At 70.7% G+C, this 16,460-nt stretch carries 16 protein-coding genes; 11 read left to right on the top strand and 5 right to left on the bottom strand.

Annotated features, from left to right (window positions below):
* Nucleotides 1-4 precede the first annotated feature (4 nt).
* Entirely contained in the window at nt 5-1,396 is a 1,392-nt protein-coding gene (locus AB0E94_RS24285) for a gamma-glutamyltransferase (protein WP_360329661.1), read from the bottom strand.
* A gap of 49 nt (nt 1,397-1,445) precedes the next feature.
* Here AB0E94_RS24285 and AB0E94_RS24280 point away from each other — a divergent pair, with 49 nt between their 5' ends.
* The 3 genes from AB0E94_RS24280 to AB0E94_RS24270 are packed head-to-tail and all read left to right on the top strand — an operon-like array spanning nt 1,446 to nt 4,866.
* A complete protein-coding gene (locus AB0E94_RS24280) occupies nt 1,446-2,840 on the top strand; it encodes an MFS transporter (RefSeq protein WP_360329659.1) in 1,395 nt (464 codons plus the stop codon).
* Nucleotides 2,841-2,850: 10 nt separating this feature from the next.
* The gene (locus tag AB0E94_RS24275; RefSeq protein ID WP_360329658.1) at nt 2,851-4,299 is read left to right on the top strand and encodes an aminotransferase class V-fold PLP-dependent enzyme; all 1,449 of its coding nucleotides are present in this window, start codon (nt 2,851-2,853) and stop codon (nt 4,297-4,299) included.
* Between the two features lie 39 nt (nt 4,300-4,338).
* Nucleotides 4,339-4,866 carry an NADH-quinone oxidoreductase subunit B family protein gene (locus AB0E94_RS24270; protein WP_360329656.1) on the top strand — a complete coding sequence of 176 codons (528 nt, stop codon included), beginning with the start codon at nt 4,339-4,341 and terminating at the stop codon, nt 4,864-4,866.
* Between the two features lie 268 nt (nt 4,867-5,134).
* On the opposite strand, the gene hemC is transcribed toward AB0E94_RS24270, so the two are convergent.
* On the bottom strand, nt 5,135-6,142 hold the full coding sequence (gene hemC, locus AB0E94_RS24265; RefSeq protein WP_360329655.1) for a hydroxymethylbilane synthase: 1,008 nt from the start codon (nt 6,140-6,142) through the stop codon (nt 5,135-5,137).
* Between the two features lie 31 nt (nt 6,143-6,173).
* Between hemC and AB0E94_RS24260 the strand changes: the two genes are divergently transcribed.
* Nucleotides 6,174-7,481 (top strand): DUF2252 domain-containing protein, encoded by a 1,308-nt coding sequence (locus AB0E94_RS24260; RefSeq protein ID WP_360329902.1) that lies wholly within the window; start codon nt 6,174-6,176, stop codon nt 7,479-7,481.
* Nucleotides 7,482-7,485: 4 nt separating this feature from the next.
* Here the strand turns inward: AB0E94_RS24260 and AB0E94_RS24255 are convergent, their stop codons facing one another.
* Together AB0E94_RS24255 and AB0E94_RS24250 are read right to left on the bottom strand one after the other, a co-directional pair.
* Nucleotides 7,486-8,559: a hypothetical protein gene (locus AB0E94_RS24255; protein WP_360329653.1), complete on the bottom strand. Its 1,074-nt coding sequence runs from the start codon at nt 8,557-8,559 to the stop codon at nt 7,486-7,488.
* Nucleotides 8,556-9,095: a sigma-70 family RNA polymerase sigma factor gene (locus AB0E94_RS24250; protein WP_360329652.1), complete on the bottom strand. Its 540-nt coding sequence runs from the start codon at nt 9,093-9,095 to the stop codon at nt 8,556-8,558. Before AB0E94_RS24250 ends, AB0E94_RS24255 begins: the two co-directional genes overlap by 4 nt.
* A gap of 64 nt (nt 9,096-9,159) precedes the next feature.
* Between AB0E94_RS24250 and AB0E94_RS24245 the strand changes: the two genes are divergently transcribed.
* Both AB0E94_RS24245 and nuoH read left to right on the top strand, forming a co-directional pair.
* Complete coding sequence (locus AB0E94_RS24245) at nt 9,160-9,813, top strand: NADH-quinone oxidoreductase subunit C (protein ID WP_360329650.1); 654 nt, start codon at nt 9,160-9,162, stop codon at nt 9,811-9,813.
* On the top strand, nt 9,813-10,769 hold the full coding sequence (gene nuoH, locus AB0E94_RS24240; RefSeq protein ID WP_360329648.1) for an NADH-quinone oxidoreductase subunit NuoH: 957 nt from the start codon (nt 9,813-9,815) through the stop codon (nt 10,767-10,769). The genes AB0E94_RS24245 and nuoH overlap by 1 nt, the downstream gene beginning before the upstream one ends.
* Here the strand turns inward: nuoH and AB0E94_RS24235 are convergent.
* Nucleotides 10,766-11,314: a Uma2 family endonuclease gene (locus tag AB0E94_RS24235; RefSeq protein WP_360329646.1), complete on the bottom strand. Its 549-nt coding sequence runs from the start codon at nt 11,312-11,314 to the stop codon at nt 10,766-10,768. The two genes, nuoH and AB0E94_RS24235, sit on opposite strands and share 4 nt — an antisense overlap.
* A 105-nt stretch (nt 11,315-11,419) precedes the next feature.
* On the opposite strand from AB0E94_RS24235, the gene AB0E94_RS24230 reads away from it, so the two are divergent.
* From AB0E94_RS24230 to AB0E94_RS24210, 5 genes are read left to right on the top strand one after another with little or no spacing between them, the layout of a single operon-like run.
* Complete coding sequence (locus AB0E94_RS24230; RefSeq protein ID WP_360329644.1) at nt 11,420-12,121, top strand: NADH-quinone oxidoreductase subunit I; 702 nt, start codon at nt 11,420-11,422, stop codon at nt 12,119-12,121.
* A complete protein-coding gene (locus tag AB0E94_RS24225) occupies nt 12,118-12,654 on the top strand; it encodes an NADH-quinone oxidoreductase subunit J (RefSeq protein WP_360329642.1) in 537 nt (178 codons plus the stop codon). The genes AB0E94_RS24230 and AB0E94_RS24225 overlap by 4 nt, the downstream gene beginning before the upstream one ends.
* Nucleotides 12,654-13,025 carry an NADH-quinone oxidoreductase subunit NuoK gene (gene nuoK, locus AB0E94_RS24220; protein WP_360329640.1) on the top strand — a complete coding sequence of 124 codons (372 nt, stop codon included), beginning with the start codon at nt 12,654-12,656 and terminating at the stop codon, nt 13,023-13,025. Before AB0E94_RS24225 ends, nuoK begins: the two co-directional genes overlap by 1 nt.
* Nucleotides 13,022-14,935 carry an NADH-quinone oxidoreductase subunit L gene (locus AB0E94_RS24215; protein WP_360329638.1) on the top strand — a complete coding sequence of 638 codons (1,914 nt, stop codon included), beginning with the start codon at nt 13,022-13,024 and terminating at the stop codon, nt 14,933-14,935. Before nuoK ends, AB0E94_RS24215 begins: the two co-directional genes overlap by 4 nt.
* Entirely contained in the window at nt 14,935-16,452 is a 1,518-nt protein-coding gene (locus tag AB0E94_RS24210; RefSeq protein WP_360329899.1) for an NADH-quinone oxidoreductase subunit M, read from the top strand. Before AB0E94_RS24215 ends, AB0E94_RS24210 begins: the two co-directional genes overlap by 1 nt.
* Nucleotides 16,453-16,460: the final 8 nt, after the last annotated feature.

The raw sequence follows: 16,460 nt of genomic DNA, 5'->3' as shown, positions 1-16,460 counted from the left end.
CTGGTTACAACAACAACCCCAGGCCACCGCGCCGTGGGTCGCCGGCCGCGCCGGTCCGGCCCACGGCGGTGACTCCGCCGAAGTAGTGGTTGATCTCCGGCCACTCGACGATCTGCCAGCCCTCGCCGGCCAGCTCGGCCAGCTCGGCGTCCGGATACCCGGCCTCCGCGTGCACGGTGTCCTCCACCGCGTGGAAACGGGGCCGGGCGATCGCCTCCGGCACGCTGAGCCCGTCGACCAGCACCCCGAGCAGCGTGTCGACCAGCGCCGTCCGGATCCGGGAGGCCCCGGCCGAACCCGCCGCCACGGCGAGATCGCCCTCCGGGCCGGTCACCACGAGCGGGCACATGTAGGACGACATCCGCTGCCCCGGCACCAGATTCTCGGTGAGCAGCTCGCCCTCGCCGAGCATCGAGTTCAGGTTGATGCCCAGCCCCGGCAGCCACACCCCGGCGCCCAGGCCGAGCGTCGTGGTGATCACGCAGGCGTTGCCTGCCTCGTCCACCACCGAGACGTTCGTGGTGTCGCCGAGCCGTTGCTGGCCCCGGTTCACCAGAGCCGTCGCCACGCCCGGCGCACGGGTCGGCCGGGACAGATCCGCCGGTAGCGCACCGATCGTGTCGACTGTCCGGTTCAGATCATGCCGGGCGTGCACCCGGTAACCGGCGAGCGACGCGTGATCCACGGGCACCGACTCCACCCGGTACGTGGCGAGGTCAGCCGGCCCGATGTTCCCGCCGGCCGCCCGTACCGTGTCGATGAGCAGTTTCCCGTACTGCCCGGTGTAGAAGACCTCCGGTCCGTCGGCGGCCAACGCGTCCATCGCGGTCGCCAGCCCTGGATGAAACAGCAGCTCATCGCCCTGCAAAAGCCGGCCGCCGGGCTGATAGAGGGCAGCGCCCTCGCCATAGGCCAGCGCCGGCGCGCACGACTCCAGCGTCCGTGCGTGCGCGTCCGGCAGCAGCACCCCGGTCCGGGCCAGCCCGGCCGCCGGCGCCACCACCTCCGGCCACGGCAGCCGCCCCCAGCGGCGGTGCACCTCACCGAGCCCGGCCGGCACCCCGGGCACCGCCACGCTGGCCCCGCCGATCGAGTAGATCTGTGGCAGCCCGCCGAAGAACACGTCCACCGCCACCATCGCCGACGCGTCCCGATCCCGGTCCAGGCCCGGCACCGCGACGAAGAAGTCGAGGCAGGTGACCTCCCGGGTGCGCGCGTCGAAGAAGGTGGCGAACCCGCCGCCACCGAGCCCGGTGTAGACCGTCTCGGCGACACAACAGGCCAGCACGGCGGCCACCGCCGCGTCAGCTGCGGTGCCGCCTGACTCCAGGATTCGCAGCCCGGCGCGGGCGGTCGCCGGATGACTGGCGGCGACGCCGGCCGCAACGCTTTTCATGCGGCCGAGCGTAGGCGGAGCAGGCCGATCTTGGTTACGATGCGCGTCGATGACGACCGCCGGTCCCCCTCCCGTGGTAACCCCGACGAGTGTCCTGCCGCGCGGTGTTTTGGCTGGATATGCGCTTGGGTCGTTGGTCACGGGCGCCTTCGGCACGGTGCCCGGTTTGCTTCTTCTGCCTTATCTGACCGACACCCTGGGTGTAACCGCCGGTGTGGCCGGATTACTGGTTCTCCTACCGAAGGCGTGGGATGTCATCGTCAACCCGGTCGCCGGCCGGATCTCCGATCGCCGGGGCTCGCGCCGGCCGTTCCTGTTGGGTGCCGGGCTGCTCCTCGGACTCCTCTTCGCCGCGATCTTCATCGCCCCCTTCCCGAGCGGCGCCGCCTCCGGCGCGTACGTCGCGGTGGCCTTCCTGGCCGCCGCCACCGCGTTCGCCTTCTTCCAGGTCCCCTACGTCGCGATGCCGGCCGAACTCACCGACGGCTACGCCGAGCGCACCCGCCTGATGACCTGGCGGGTCGCGGTCCTGGCCCTCGCCATCCTGGTCTCCGGCGCTCTCGCGCCGCTCGTCGTCGAACTCACCGGCGGCGGCCGCGAAGGACACCGGTGGTCCGGCGCCTTCGTCGGCGCGCTCATCGTCGTGGGCACGCTCGCCACCTTCTTCGGTACGCGTAAAGCCCAGTCCCACCAAGCCGGCGAATCCGAGCCGAGCCTCCGAGCCCAACTCCGCGTGGCCAACGGCAACGCCCCCTTCCGTGCCCTGCTGATCTGCTGGATCGTCCAGGCCGCCGGCATCGGCACCATGCTGGCCGGAGTCAAGTACTTCGCCGACCACGTCCTCGTCCAGGAGTCCGGCGCGACCTTCCTGTTCGCCGCGTTCGTCGGCCCGGCCCTGCTGGTGATGCCGCTGTGGACCGCGGCCGGCCGCCGGCACGGCAAACTCCGCTCCCTGGTCGCCGCCTCCCTGCTCTTCGCCCTGGCCGCGCTCACGCTGGTGGCCGCGCCGGCCCTGCCCGCGGTCGCCGTCTACCTGATCGTCGCCGTGGTCGGCGCCGGATACGCCGGCCAGCAGGTCTTCGCCATGGCGATGCTGCCGGACTGCATCGCCCACGACACCGCGCGCACCGGCCGCCGTCAGGCCGGCGTCTTCACCGGCCTGTGGACCGCGGGGGAGACGCTGGGTCTGGCGCTCGGGCCCGGCATCTACGCATTGATCCTCCAGATCTTCGGGTACGTCTCCTCGGCCACCGGCGAATCGGCAGTTCAGAGCGACAGCGCCCGGCTCGGGGTGCTGCTCGGTTTCACGGTGCTCCCGGCCGTGCTGGTCGGCGCGGCCGTGGTGCTGCTGCGACGCTACGACGATCGGACCGAAGCCGGCGGCGGCCCTGTGGACAAGCCGGCGCTGTGGACAACCGACGGTTCGGCGCCCGAGAAGGGATAGCGTCTCCGGCATGACTGATGCGCTGCCGGAGAAGGGCGTCCCGGGCGAGCAGATCCTCGCCGAGCTGCGGGAGTTGCGAGCCGGTGACCTGCCGACCCACGGTGGGCGCCTGTTCGCGTATGTCTACGACCCCGCCCTCGACGGCCTGGACGATCTGGCCCGCGCTGCCCACGCCACGTCCGCGCACGTCAACGGCCTCGACCCGACCGCCTTCCCGTCCCTGCTGGCGATGGAGAACGCGCTGGTCGGCGCGGCCGCGAGGCTTCTCGGCGGTGGCCCGGCGACGGTCGGCAGCGTCACCAGCGGCGGCACCGAGTCCCTGATCCTGGCGGTGAAGGCGGCCCGGGATGCCCACCCCGACATCCGATCGCCCCGCCTGACCGTCCCGGCCAGCGCACACGCGGCGTTCGCCAAGGCCGCCCACTATCTGCGGGTCGAGCTCGATGTCGTGCCGGTGCGCGACCTGCGGGCCGACCCGCCGGCGATGGCCGCGGCGATCACCCCGGAGACGGTTCTCATCGCGGCGTCCGCCCCGAGCTACGCCCACGGCGTCGTCGACCCGATCCCGGAGATCGCCGCGATCGCCGCCGAGCGCGGGGTGCGGTTCCACGTGGACGCCTGCTTCGGCGGCTGGATCCTGCCCTATCTGCGCCGCCTCGGCACCGACCTGCCCGACTTTGACCTGTCCGTGCCCGGCGTCACCAGTCTCTCCGTCGACCTGCACAAATACGCCTACGCACCGAAGGGCGTCTCGGTCCTCCTGCACGCGACTGAGGAGCTGCGCCGCCCGCAGTATTTCGCGCACGCCGACTGGCCCGGCTACACCATGGTCAACCCGGTGATCTCGTCCACCCGCTCGGGCGGCCCGATCGCCGCCGCCTACGCCACGCTGCGCGCCATCGGCGACACCGGCTATCTGGACCTGGCCCGGAAAACCCGCGAGTCGGTCCAGATCCTGGCCGCCGCGGTTCAAGACACCACGGGGGTACGCCTGTACGCCCCCACCGAGACCAGCGTCGTCTGCCTGGCCTCCGACGGTGTCGACCTCTTCGTGCTGGCCGACGAACTGGCCGCCCGGGGCTGGCACACACAGCCCCAGATGTCCCACGCCGACCACCCGCCCACCATCCACTTGACGGTGACCGCGGCCGTACACGCCACCGCGAAGGGTTTCGCCCACGACCTGACCGACGCGGTCGCCGCCGCGAGGGCTCGCGGCCCGATCGAGTTGCCGCCGCTGCCACCCCTGACCCCCGAGATGATCACCCCGGAGCTGATCGCCTCCCTGGCCGAGGGCCTGGGCCTAGGCGCCGGCGACTTCACCCAGATGGCCACGGTCAACACCATCCTGAACGCTGCCCCACCCGCCCTACGAGAGGCGTTGCTGACCGGCTTCCTCAGCTTTCTCCAACGCCCCGGCACCGGAGCGGGTGTTCTGAGGTGGCTCGCACGCCCATGACGCTGAGCCAGCCGTACCCGGATGCGTTAGGTTGACCGGATGGCCGGTCTGCCAGGAGTGCTCGGGGAACCCATCCGGTTCGTGTTGAACTGGGGGCGCCGCTACTCCCTCTGGGTGTTCAATTTCGGGCTTGCGTGCTGTGCCATCGAGTTCATCGCGTCCAGCATGGCCCGGCATGACTTCATGCGGCTCGGGGTCATCCCGTTCGCGCACGGGCCACGGCAGGCCGACCTCATGGTGGTGTCCGGCACGGTCACCGACAAGATGGCGCCGGCGATCAAGCGGCTCTACGACCAGATGCCCGAGCCGAAGTATGTGATCTCGTTCGGGTCCTGTTCGAACTGCGGCGGGCCCTACTGGGATTCGTATTCGGTCACCAAGGGCGTCGACCAGATCATCCCGGTGGACGTCTACGTGCCGGGCTGCCCGCCCCGGCCGGAGGCGCTCCTGCACGGCATCCTGCGTCTTCAGGAGAAGATCGCCGCCGAGCAGGCCGGTCCGGGTGGCGTGCACCGCCCCGACCCGCTGGCCCTGACCGCCCCACTGGTGAAGCCGCCGGCGAAATAGGGTCGGCGCCGAAGCTGCGTCACCCCGGTAAGCGCCCGCGACCCGGCTGGATGATGCGACAGCGTTGGTGAAAGCACACGATCGCCGATCGTGTGCTCCTGCTTCGCCCCGACGTGCATGAACGCACACGTTGCGTTGACCGTGTGCGCTGGCCCATGTCGGGGCAACGATGAAATCTCACAATGCCGGATTGTGTGCGCTGATCGCCGCTCGATGCCGGACCAGGGAAGCCCTGGCGGAAGGCAGCCCGAGCCCGAAACAGGCTGAGTCAGCCGAGGATCTCCCGGGCGCCCTGCCGGAGCAGGGAGGCGGCGACCGATGTGCCCAGCACCACCGGGTCGGCGGCCCACTCGTGGGCGTCCAGCACCGTCTTGCCGTCCAGGCTGATCACCCGGGCCCGCAGGCTCAGCCGCCCATCCGGCTCGGTACGCGCGTAACCGCCGATCGGCGAGCTGCAACTGCCCTGCAGGATGTGCAGCATGGTGCGCTCGGCCTCGGTCTCGCGCCCGGTCCGGTGGTCGGCGAGGACCCCCGCGATCTCGAGTGCCGCCGCGTCGTCCTGCCGGCACTGGAGCACCAGCGTCCCGCTTCCGACCGCCGGCACGAACGTGTCCACGTCGATCGTGTGCCCGATTCGCGAAGGCATCCCGATCCGGTGCAGACCGGCGACGGCGAGGAGCAGCACGTCGTACTCCCCGGCGTCGAGCCTGGCGAGCCGCGAGTTGGCGTTGCCGCGGATCGGCACCGCGGTGAGGTGCGGCCAGTGCAGGGCGAGCTGGGCGATCCGGCGGACCGCCGACGTGCCGACCCGAGTGCCGGAGGGCAGCTCGCCGATCCGGCGCCCGGCTGAGTGGAGGCGCCCACCTGAGTCGGCGGGCCTGGCCAGATCGGCGGGCCCGGCCAGATCGGCCGGCCCGGCTGGGTCGACGCGGCCGGCCGGCTCGACGAGACAGTCCCGTACGTCGTCGCGGGTCAGATAGGCGGCGAAGACGGTGCCCGCCGGCGCGGGCCGGTCGCCCGGAACGTCCTTGACGCAGTGCACGGCGAGGTCGGCCCGTCCGTCGAGGAGCGCCTGGTCGACCTCTTTGGTGAACGCGCCCTTGCCACCCAGCTCGGACAGCGCCCCCTGCCACCGGTCGCCGCTGGTGCTGAGCGGGACGACCTCGACCGTCACGTCGGGCCGGCGGTCGGCGAGCATCCGCCGGACACGCTCGACCTGGGCGAGGGCCATGGGGGAGGAACGGGTGCCGATACGCAGCAAGCGTGAAGCGGACATAGCGGAAAGGGTAACCGCAGGCCCCCGTGGGCTGAGTAACGTGGCCGACATGAGGGCCGACTTCATCATCGACGTACTGACCCGCGAGTTCGGCGAGCTGATGGCGCTCGACCCGGCCGCATTCCGCCGCAAGTTCCGGAAGATGGCGGCGTCGCCGTTCGCCTTCTACCGGGGCAGCGCTTCACTCTTCTACGCCGACCTGACCGGCGACTTCCGCGACGACAGTTTCCTCGACGAGCGCACCAGCCGGGTGTGGATCCACGGTGACCTGCACGCGGAGAACTTCGGGACGTACATGAACTCGTCCGGACGCCTGGTCTTCAACGTCAACGACTTCGACGAGGCGTACGTCGGACCGTACAGCTGGGATCTGAAGAGATTTTCGGCGAGTGTCGCGCTGATCGGATATTCGAAGGCGCTCTCCGACGACAACATCACGGCGCTGGTGACCGAGTTCGCCCAGTCTTATCTGACCGAGTTGCGAGCAATCGCGCATGGCGGTGACGACGCGATCGGTTCGATCACTCTGGAGAACGCCACCGGCGTGCTGCGCCGGGTGCTTCAGGAGGCCCGGCTGAACACCCGCGTCGACCTGCTGAACCAGCAGACCACGATCGACGAGTTCGACCGCCGGTTCTCGATCGGCGACGGCGTCTACGACGTGGACGCGACCATGCACGCGGCGGTCCGGGAGGCGTTCGACCGCTACCTGGCCACGCTGCCGCAGGCGTCCCGGCCGGTGTCGTTGCACATCAAGGACATCAAGCTGCGTAAGGGCGTCGGCATCGGGTCGGCCGGCCTGCCCTCCTACAACCTGCTGCTGGAGGGACACACCGAGGCGCTGGAGAACGATGTCGTCATCTACATGAAGCAGGCCCAGGTCCCGGCGGTGGCCCGCTGGATCGACGACGACCGGGTCAAGGGCTACTTCAAACACCAGGGCCACCGTACGGCCGAGTCGCAGCGTGCCTTGCAGGCGCACGCCGACCCGTGGCTGGGCTTCACCGAGCTCAACGGGGTGGGGCAGTTGGTGGCGGAGGTGTCCCCGTACGCCGCAGATCTCGATTGGTCTGATGTGAACGAACCGGAGGAGCTCTCCGGGGTGATCGCCGACCTGGGCCGGGCGGTGGCCCGGATGCATTCGGTGGCCGACGACGAGTCCAGCCACGACCTGGTGGATTTCTCCACCGAGGAGGCGATCGTCGCGGTCGTCGACAAGGACGAGCCCGGTTTCGTCCAGCACCTGGTCGAGTTCGCGCACAAGTACGGTGACCAGGCCCGTGAGGACCATCAGGACTTCGTCGACGTGTTCCGCAACGGCCGCCTCCCCGGCCTGTGAGGGGCTATTCGCGGGTGACCAGTGACCAGGCGACGGTCCCGATCGTGCCCGTCGTGTTCTCGTAGTTCTCCCAGAAAGTCACGCCCGACCCGAGGGCACCCACTGGCCACGAGAACCGCTGCGGCGCGGCAGTGCACGGGACGGTCTGGGTCGTCACGTGCGTTCCGGTGCGCTTCCCGGCTTGGACGTCCTTGAAGTCCGGCTGGCCGCCGCGCCAGAGCTCCAGCGTGTACGTGCCCTCGCCGCGACACGCCACCACCAGGTCGTACGCCTCGGTGCCGGCGAGTTGGGTCCAGCCGTGTGCGCTGAATCCGTGGCCGGGTTCGTAGCTGGGCGTCCCGCCACCGTGTCGCACCACGCGGCCGTCGTCGAGTTTGCCGCCCGCGCGGCCGACCATGGATTCGAGGTCCAGCCGTTCGTCGTCGGGGGCGAACTCCTCGCCGCTGGTGCCGCGCAGGGAGAACGCGAAACCGGATCGCGCGGTGGTGCCTTTCGCTCCGGTCATCCGGACGGTCAGGCCGACGCCGATGCGGGTCATCAGCTCCGCGCGCACCGGCTTGGGCGACGACGTGCAGACCACCTTGATCGGCATGTCGTGCGTCTTGAACCGATTGTGGTCGAGGGGTGAGCCGCCGGTGATCGTGAGGGTGATCTCGCCGGCGCCGGCGCAGGCCGCGGTGAACTCGACCACCGGCGGATAGATCTTCTTCGCCCACTTGTAGCCGGTGACCACGGGCGAGGTGACCGTCAGCATCGGCCGGCCGTCGGTGATCGCGTCCAGCGCGGTGCGTTCCGTCCCGGTGGGTTGCGGCCCGGTGGGTTCGGGCTGGGTGGGTGCCGGCTCGGTGGACGCGACCGCGGGAGCGAGGGTGGGCCGGGGCGCCGGTTCGCCGTGTCCGGCGACGACGGTGACGCCGCCGGCGATCGCCACGACCGCCGCCGCGGCGGAGACGGCCGCGGTGGTGGCACGGCGTCGGCGCAGGGTGCGCCGGGCCGCCGCGGCGCCCGGTGGCCGGATTGTCGGCACTGTCCCTTCGCGCAGATCGTCGAAGAGGTCCTTCAGCTGGTCTGTGGTCATGACGCACCCCCGTGCGACTCGGTGAGTTTGAGCTGCACGGCGAGAGCGGCCCGGCCGCGGTGCAGGTGGGACCGGACCGTCACCTCGGTGACGCGTTCCCGCAGGGCGATCTCGGCGACCGGCAGATCGGCCAGGTAGTGCAGCACGACGGCCCGGCGCTGGGCCGATGGCAGGGTGCCGAGCGCGGCGATCAGGGTCACCCGTTCCGGACCCGGCCCTTCGGTCTGCGGCTCGTCCGGTCGCTGTCTGCGCAGGAAGTTCATCGCGGTACGGGCCCGCCGCCACCGGCTGACGGCGAGGTTCCAGGCCACCCGGCGGATCCAGGCGACCGGGTCGTCGTACCGCGCGATGGTGTTCCATCGGGCCAGGGCGCGGCAGAACGCCTCCTGGGCGACGTCCTGGGCTTCCTGCCGGTCGCCGAAGTAGGCGTACAACTGCACGGCGAGGTCGGCGAAACTCGCGGCGTACACCTCGTCGAAGCTGGGCGGGTCGGGTTCGGCGGTGATACGTGCCTCCCGTGCGGCTGTGGTGGTCACGAGCACTACACGCGGTCGCCCGGCGAAACGTTGCAGCCGGGCCCCGGATCATAGGATGACCGGCATGACGCCCGAAGAGGTCGGTGAACGCCTGGTCCACCTGCTGGCGACCGACGATCCGGAGAAGGGCACGGTGACGGCCGAGGTCTCCGGCGGCGGCCCGGGCCATGCCCGCGCGGTGGTCGACGTGCCTGTGGCCCGCTGGTGGTTCGCGGCCGAGGCGGCCCGTGACGCAGGTGCTCTGGGCTGTGACTTCTTCGACTGGCTCTCCGCGGTGGACGAGCTGGACGGCGGTTTCTCGGTGGTGGCGCACCTCTGGTCGACCCGCCGCCGGCACGGGGTGCTGCTGCGCACCCGGGTGTCGCGCGAGGACCCGGAGGTGGAGTCGCTGGTGGACCTCTACCCGGGTGCGGCCTGGCACGAGCGGGAGACGTTCGAGATGTTCGGCATCACCTTCGCTCGCCACCCCGACCTGCGCCCGCTGCTGCTGCCGCCGGAGTTCGAGGGCCACCCGCTGCGCAAGGAGTTCGTGCTCGCGGCCCGGGTGGCGAAACCGTGGCCGGGTGCCAAGGAGCCGGGCGAGTCGGAGGGCGGCGCCGCCAAACGTGCCCCGATCCGCCCGCCCGGGGTCCCCGATCCGAACGAGTGGGGCCCGCTCAAAGGCCAGGCCCCCGCACCTCCGGAACGTGAGCGGCGCGCACCGAGGAGGGCGGAGTGATGCCGCTCTGGCTGGACCTGTTGATCCGGGTCGCCGCCGTGCTGGCCGGTTTCCTGGTGCTGCCGCTGGTCGTGGGGCAGGCCGAGCACAAGGTGATGGCGCACATGCAGGGCCGGGTCGGCCCGATGTATGCGGGCGCCTTCCACGGCTGGGCCCAGCTGATCGCCGACGGGGTGAAGTTCGTCCAGAAGGAGGACATCACCCCACACGACGCCGACCGGACGGTGTTCCGGCTGGCCCCGCTGGTGGCCCTGTTCCCGTACCTGGTGGTCGTGATGACCATCCCGATCGGCCCCGGCCTGGTCGCGCAGAGCCTGGACATCGGCCTGTTCCTGGTCCTGGCGGTGCTCGGCATCGGCGTGGTCGCGGTGCTGATGTCGGCGTGGGCGTCGGCCAACAAGTACAGCCTGTTGGGCGGCGTCCGAGGCGCCGCCCAGCTGCTGGGTTACGAGCTTCCGCTGGTCCTGGCCGCGGCGAGCGTCGCGATGGCGGCCGGCACGCTGAGCCTGCCCGGCATCGTCGAGGCGTGGCAACCGTGGTGGCTGATCTGGCAGGCCCCGGCCGCTCTGGTCTTCTTCATCGCCGGCCTGGCCGAGATCCGCCGCCCGCCCTTCGACATGCCGATCGCCGACTCGGAGCTGGTGTTCGGCTACATGACCGAGTACACGGGTCTGCGTTTCGCGTTCTTCCTGCTCGCCGAGTACGTCGGCATCGTCGTGATCGCCGCCCTGACCACGGTCCTGTTCCTGGGCGGCTGGCACGGCCCGATGGAGGATCAGCTCGGCTGGCTTTGGACGTTCCTGAAGATCGGCGCCCTGTCCTTCGTGATCATCTGGCTGCGGGTCACCTACCCCCGCATGCGCGAGGACCAGCTACAGCGCCTCTGCTGGCTGATCCTGGTCCCGGTTGCCCTGGCCCAACTGGTCCTGACCGTCGCCGTGAAGGCCTTGACCTAGATCCGCGTGGCTAGCGGTGCGTCCACTTCCCACGGTTGCCGGACGCGGATTCTCGCCTCGATCGCGCTCATCCGCAGGTATTCCGCTTTGTCTGGATCTAGGCGGTGAGCGTGGACGACGGCGCCGGCGCTCTCGACGCGCCAGAAGTGAGGGATCCCCGCTGCGGCGTAGATCGCCGGTTTGAGAACTCGGTCGAGAAATCGGGAGCGGTCATCGACCACCTCCACCGCGAGGACCACGTCTTCCGGGTCGAAGAAGGTGGTCGTCATCGGTTTGCAATCGGCTCGTACCGCGACGAGGTCCGGGACGAGCGCGGTGTTCTCGGCGAACCTGATCTGCATGCCGTGCACGACATCGAACGCCTCGGGCCGTGTTCGGTCCAGCGCGCCACAGATGTGCATCACCAGCGAGCTGTGCCGTGGCGTCTGTGCCGGGCGCAGGATCAGCGACCCCTCCACAACCTCTCGGCGGTGATTGTCCTCGGGGAACTCGTCAATCTCGGAGACGGTCCACTCACCGCCATCCGGGTACTGGTCAAGGCGCATCTAGTCTTGATACTAGGGAAATGATCCAGATGCAAGACGGTTCAGAGGAATCAACCGGTGGGGCGAGGTCGCGCGGGATCACTCAACGGGGCAGGATGGTCCCTTGTGAGTGAGAACGGTGAGCGCCAGGTGCCCGGCAAGGGCCTGCTCGACGGGCTCGCCGTAACTCTGAAGACCCTGACGCGGCGATCCACCACCCAGCAGTACCCGGACGTGCAGCCTGATCTGCCGCCGCGCTCCCGCGGCGTGATCGCGCTGTCCGAGGAGAACTGCACGGTCTGCATGCTCTGCGCCCGCGAGTGCCCCGACTGGTGCATCTACATCGACTCGCACAAGGAGGAGGTCGTCGTCCCGGGCGCGGCGCGCGCGCGTCAGCGCAACGTGCTGGACCGGTTCGACATCGACTTCTCCCTTTGCATGTACTGCGGGATCTGCATCGAGGTCTGCCCGTTCGACGCGCTGCACTGGACGCCCGAGTTCGAATACGCCGAAACCGACGTCCTCGACCTGTTGCACGACAAGAACCGGCTGGGCGAGTGGATGCGCACGGTCCCTCCGCCGCCGGCCCACGACGTCCTCGGCGAACCTTCCAAGGAGGAGGCCACCGCGGCGCGTAAGGCAGCCGGTCCGGGCGCGGCCACCGCCGCGAAAACTGCAAGACCCGCTGCGGTACGCGCCACACCCCGGACAACCGCACCCCAGGCCGCCCCGCCCGCGCCGGCCCGCCCGGCCGAACCACGACCCTCGGCTGAAGCACCCACGTCAGAGCTCAAGCCGGAGGCACCCGAGTCGGCGGAGGATCAGTGACAGTCGCCGACGTGCTCCTGCTGGCGCTCGGCGCGGTGGCCGTGGGCGCGGGTTTCCTGGTGGTGACCAGCACCCACCTGGTCCGTTCCGGCCTGTACCTGGTGGTCAGCCTGGGCGCGATCGCCGGCCTCTACCTGGTCCTCGGCGCCGAACTGGTCGCCTGGGTGCAGATCCTGGTCTACGTGGGCGCGGTGGTGGTGCTCCTGCTGTTCGCCGTGATGCTGACCCGGGCCCCGATCGGCCCGTCGACCGACCTGGACCGCCCGGCACTGCCGGCCGTCCTGATCGGCGGCGGCGCCGGACTGGGCCTGGCCGCCCTGTTCGCCGACGCCTTCCGCTGGGTGCTCTACCCGGCTGTCGAGCCGGGCACCGCCGAGCGGGTCGGCGAGCAGATCTTCGGCGCCTGGGTGCTGCCGTTCGAGGTGCTCTCGATCCTGCTGCTGTCCGCCCTGGTCGGCGCGATCGTGCTGTCCCGCCCGGACATCGGCGCCCGCACCCCGGCGGTGGTCGAGACGCACGAGCGGGAGGCCTGATGCACGTCGTCATTCCGTACGTCGTCGGCAGCCTGCTGTTCGGCCTGGGCGTCTACGGCGTCCTGCGGCGGCGCAACGCGATCCTGGTCCTGATGGCCGTCGAGCTGATGCTGAACGCGGTCAACCTGATCCTGATCACGGCTGACGTGTCGCTGCGTTCGGCGCTCACCGGTGTGGCGATCGAGTCGTGGGCCCGCCCCGGCTCGGCCGCTCCGGGCACCGGCGGAGTGCTGGCCCTGTTCGTGATCGTGCTGGCCGCCGCCGAGGTGGGCGTGGGCCTGGCGATCATCCTGCAGTTCTACCGGATGCGTAAGGCGGTCGTGGTCGACGACGTGCGGCTGGAAGCGGACGAGGAACGGGTGGCCGGGTGAGCATCGACGTTGCCGGGCCGCTGCTTCCCCTCGTACCGCTGCTGGTCGGTCTGCTCGGTCTGACCCTGCCGCCCGGCGACGGTGACCGGACCCGCCGGCGTCTCGCCGCAGCCCTCGGGACGGCTGGCGCCGCGGTGGCGCTGCTGCTGGCGTTTCGCCTGGTCCTGGACCCGGTGCAGCCGTCCGACGGGTGGGACACGGGCCTGACGCTGGCGACGATCGGTGACCTGGAGATCAGGTTCAGCACGTTCGTCGACGCCGCGGCCGCCTACGTGGCGGTGGCCGTCACGGTGGTCGCCCTGTTCGTGCAGATCTACTCGATCACCTACCTGCACGACGACCCCCGCTACGCGCCGTACGCCGCCCAGGTCAGCCTATTCACCGGCGCGATGCTGCTGGTGGTCACCAGCAGCGACCTGATCCTGATGCTGATCGGCTGGGAGGTGATGGGCGCCTGCTCGTACCTGCTGATCGGTCATGACCGGCGGCTGCCGGAGGCGCCGGCCGCCGCGGTGAAGGCGTTCCTGGTCACCCGGGTCGGCGACATCGGTTTCCTGCTCGGCATCGCCGTCCTGGTCGCCGACGCGAGGAGCACCTACCTGCCCGAGGTGCTCGGCCACGACTACTCGGCCGGGACGCTGACCGCCGCGCTGCTGCTGATCCTGGCCGGGGTGGCCGGCAAGAGCGCCCAGTTCCCGCTGCACACCTGGCTGCCGGACGCGATGGCCGGCCCCACCCCGATCTCCGCGCTGATCCACGCGGCCACCATGGTCGCGGCCGGTGTCTACGTGGTGTTCCGCCTGTACCCGCTCTACACGCAGTCCCCGGCCGCACTCGCGACCCTCGCCGTGATGGCCGCGATCACGATTGTGATCGGCGCCCTGTCGGCGACCGTCCAGGACGACCTGAAACGGGTCCTGGCCTGGTCGACCGTCTCGCAGATCGGTTACATGACCGGTGCCCTGGCCGTCGGCTCACCCGCGGCCGCCCTGTTCCACCTGCTCACCCACGCCGCGTTCAAGGCGTTGCTGTTCCTGGCGGCGGGCGCGGTGATCCACGCGGTCGGCACCAACCTGATGTCCCGGATGGGTGGCCTGCGCCCGCACATGCCGGTCACGTTCTGGTCGTTCGCGATCGGGCTGGGCGCGCTGGCCGGGCTCCCGCCGCTCTCCGGTTTCTGGTCGAAGGAGAACGTGCTGACCGCGGCCGCCCACGCCACCGAGGGCGGGGAGACCATACCGGCCTGGGCCGCCTGGCTGGTCTGGCTGGCCGCGCTGCTGTCGGTCGGCATCACCGCCTGGTATGCGACCCGGCTGTTCCTGCGCGCGTTCTTCGGCCCGTCCCGTGCGTACGGTCCGTCCGGCCCGGCCTGGGAGGTGGGCTTCGACGACGGCCGCTACCAGGTGCCGGACCGCCCGCACGACCCACCGGCCCCGATGCGCTGGCCACTGATCCTGCTCGCGATCCCGGCCGCCCTGCTCGGACTGGCCGCCTTCGCCCCCGGTTTCCGGACCGCCCTCGAACTCGAGGACCCGCACCTGGGTGTCGCCGTCGTCCTGCCGATGCTGCTGCTCGCCACCGGCGCCGGCACCGCCTGGTGGCTGTGGTGGGCGGTTCCGGGCGTCGACCCTGCTGATGCGCTGGGCCGGACGAAGACGTTCCTGGCCGCCGGGTTCCGCCTCGACGACGTCCAGCACCGGCTCGTGGTCCGCCCGGCGCAGACACTCGCCAGGTGGGCCACCACAGGTGACACCCGGATCGTCGACGCGGCCGTCACCAGCACCGGAACCGGCACGACCCGGGCCGGTGACGCGCTCAAGGAGGCACACCGGCTGCCGCTGCCGGCCGCCGCGGTCGCCGTCTGCGCCGCGGCCCTGCTGCTCGGCGCCATCGCCTGGTGGGGAGCCTGATGTACCGCGACTACCTAGAGCCGTCCTGGTCCTGGTCGCAGGTCCTGCTGATCGTGCTGCTCGTGGTGCCCGCCCTGGGCGCGATCACGGTGGCGCTGCTCCCGGCCGCCCGGACCCGGTTCGCCGCCATCGCCTTCGCCGCGGTCACGTTCGTGCTGTCGGTGCTGCCGATCCTGGCCCGCCCGGCCGGCGACGGCTGGTTCGCCTACACACCCGTGGACCACGTGCCGCTGCTGCCCTGGATCGACCTGGATCTGCCGTGGGTGCCGGCCCTCGGACTGGAGTTCCACCTCGGTGTCGACGGGGTGTCCTACCCGCTGGTCGTGCTGACCGGGCTGCTCACGCTGCTCTGCTGCGCGTACACCTCGAAGAAGGGTCTGGCCGCACTGCTGCTGGTCCTCGAAGTCGGTGTGCTCGGCACCTTCCTGGCCTTCGACCTGATCCTGTTCTTCCTGTTCTTCGAGGTAGTGCTCCTGCCGATGTACGCGGTGATCGCCGGCTGGGGCGGCCCGAACCGCCGGGCCGCGGCCCGCAAGTTCGTCCTCTACACCCTGGCCGGCTCGGTGCTCCTGCTGCTCGGTGTCCTGCTCGTGGTCACCAAGGCGGGCACCGGCGACCTGATCCAGCTCACCGGCTCCCCGCACCTCGACCGGACCACCCAGTGCGCGGCGTTCGCCCTGCTGGCGATCGCGTTCGCGGTGAAGGCCCCGCTCTGGCCACTGCACACCTGGCTGCCCGACGCGCACACCGAGGCCCCGACCGTCGGCTCGGTGATCCTGGCCGGGGTGCTGCTGAAGATGGGCACCTACGGCCTGATCCGGGTCGGCCTGGGTGTCGCACCCGACGGCGCTGCCTGGGCGTCCCCGGTCCTCGGTGTCCTGGCCGTCATCGCGATCATCGCGGGCGCCCTGATCTGCCTGCGCCAGACCGAGCTGAAACGCCTGATCGCCTACTCCAGCGTCGGCCACATGGGTTTCGTGCTGCTCGGCATCGCCACCCTGTCGGTCGCCGGCATCCAGGCCGCCCTGCTCGGCAACGTCGCACACGGCCTGATCACCGGCCTGCTGTTCTTCCTCGCCGGAACGATCAAGGAACGGGCCGGCACCGGCTCCCTCAACCAGCTGAGCGGCCTGCGGGAGACCGCGCCGCGCCTGGCCGGCCTGCTCGGCTTCGCGGCCATCGCCTCGCTGGGACTGCCCGGCCTGGCCGGTTTCTGGGGTGAGGCGTTCGCGGTGATCGCCGCCGTCGACCGGGGCGGCCCGCTCTGGCTGACCCTGGCCACGGTCGCCGCGATCGGCGGCGCCCTGACGGCCGCCTACTTCCTGCGCCTGCTGCGCCGTGTGACACACGGTCCGGCCACCCCTGAGGTACGGTCGGTGGCCCCCGCCATCAGCGGAACCGAATGGCTGGCCTGGTCCCCACTGATCCTGCTGACCCTGGCCGTCGGTGTCGCCCCCGCCTTGGTCCTGTCCGGCACCGAGCTCCCACTGACCACCCTGCTGGGGATCCGCCCATGATCGGCTCT

The sequence above is a fragment of the Actinoplanes sp. NPDC026670 genome (genome assembly GCF_040638175.1).
In the GTDB taxonomy this organism is placed as follows: Bacteria; Actinomycetota; Actinomycetes; order Mycobacteriales; family Micromonosporaceae; genus Actinoplanes.
This window is presented reverse-complemented; position numbering and strand designations above follow the sequence as displayed.

What these genes read in the sequence shown, in the direction of transcription:
- AB0E94_RS24285 (WP_360329661.1), bottom strand. Translation starts at nt 1,396, where the DNA reads ATGAAAAGCGTTGCGGCCGGCGTCGCCGCCAGTCATCCGGCGACCGCC.
- AB0E94_RS24280 (WP_360329659.1), top strand. Translation starts at nt 1,446, where the DNA reads ATGACGACCGCCGGTCCCCCTCCCGTGGTAACCCCGACGAGTGTCCTG.
- AB0E94_RS24275 (WP_360329658.1), top strand. Translation starts at nt 2,851, where the DNA reads ATGACTGATGCGCTGCCGGAGAAGGGCGTCCCGGGCGAGCAGATCCTC.
- AB0E94_RS24270 (WP_360329656.1), top strand. Translation starts at nt 4,339, where the DNA reads ATGGCCGGTCTGCCAGGAGTGCTCGGGGAACCCATCCGGTTCGTGTTG.
- hemC (WP_360329655.1), bottom strand. Translation starts at nt 6,142, where the DNA reads ATGTCCGCTTCACGCTTGCTGCGTATCGGCACCCGTTCCTCCCCCATG.
- AB0E94_RS24255 (WP_360329653.1), bottom strand. Translation starts at nt 8,559, where the DNA reads ATGACCACAGACCAGCTGAAGGACCTCTTCGACGATCTGCGCGAAGGG.
- AB0E94_RS24245 (WP_360329650.1), top strand. Translation starts at nt 9,160, where the DNA reads ATGACGCCCGAAGAGGTCGGTGAACGCCTGGTCCACCTGCTGGCGACC.
- nuoH (WP_360329648.1), top strand. Translation starts at nt 9,813, where the DNA reads ATGCCGCTCTGGCTGGACCTGTTGATCCGGGTCGCCGCCGTGCTGGCC.
- AB0E94_RS24235 (WP_360329646.1), bottom strand. Translation starts at nt 11,314, where the DNA reads ATGCGCCTTGACCAGTACCCGGATGGCGGTGAGTGGACCGTCTCCGAG.
- nuoK (WP_360329640.1), top strand. Translation starts at nt 12,654, where the DNA reads ATGCACGTCGTCATTCCGTACGTCGTCGGCAGCCTGCTGTTCGGCCTG.
- AB0E94_RS24210 (WP_360329899.1), top strand. Translation starts at nt 14,935, where the DNA reads ATGTACCGCGACTACCTAGAGCCGTCCTGGTCCTGGTCGCAGGTCCTG.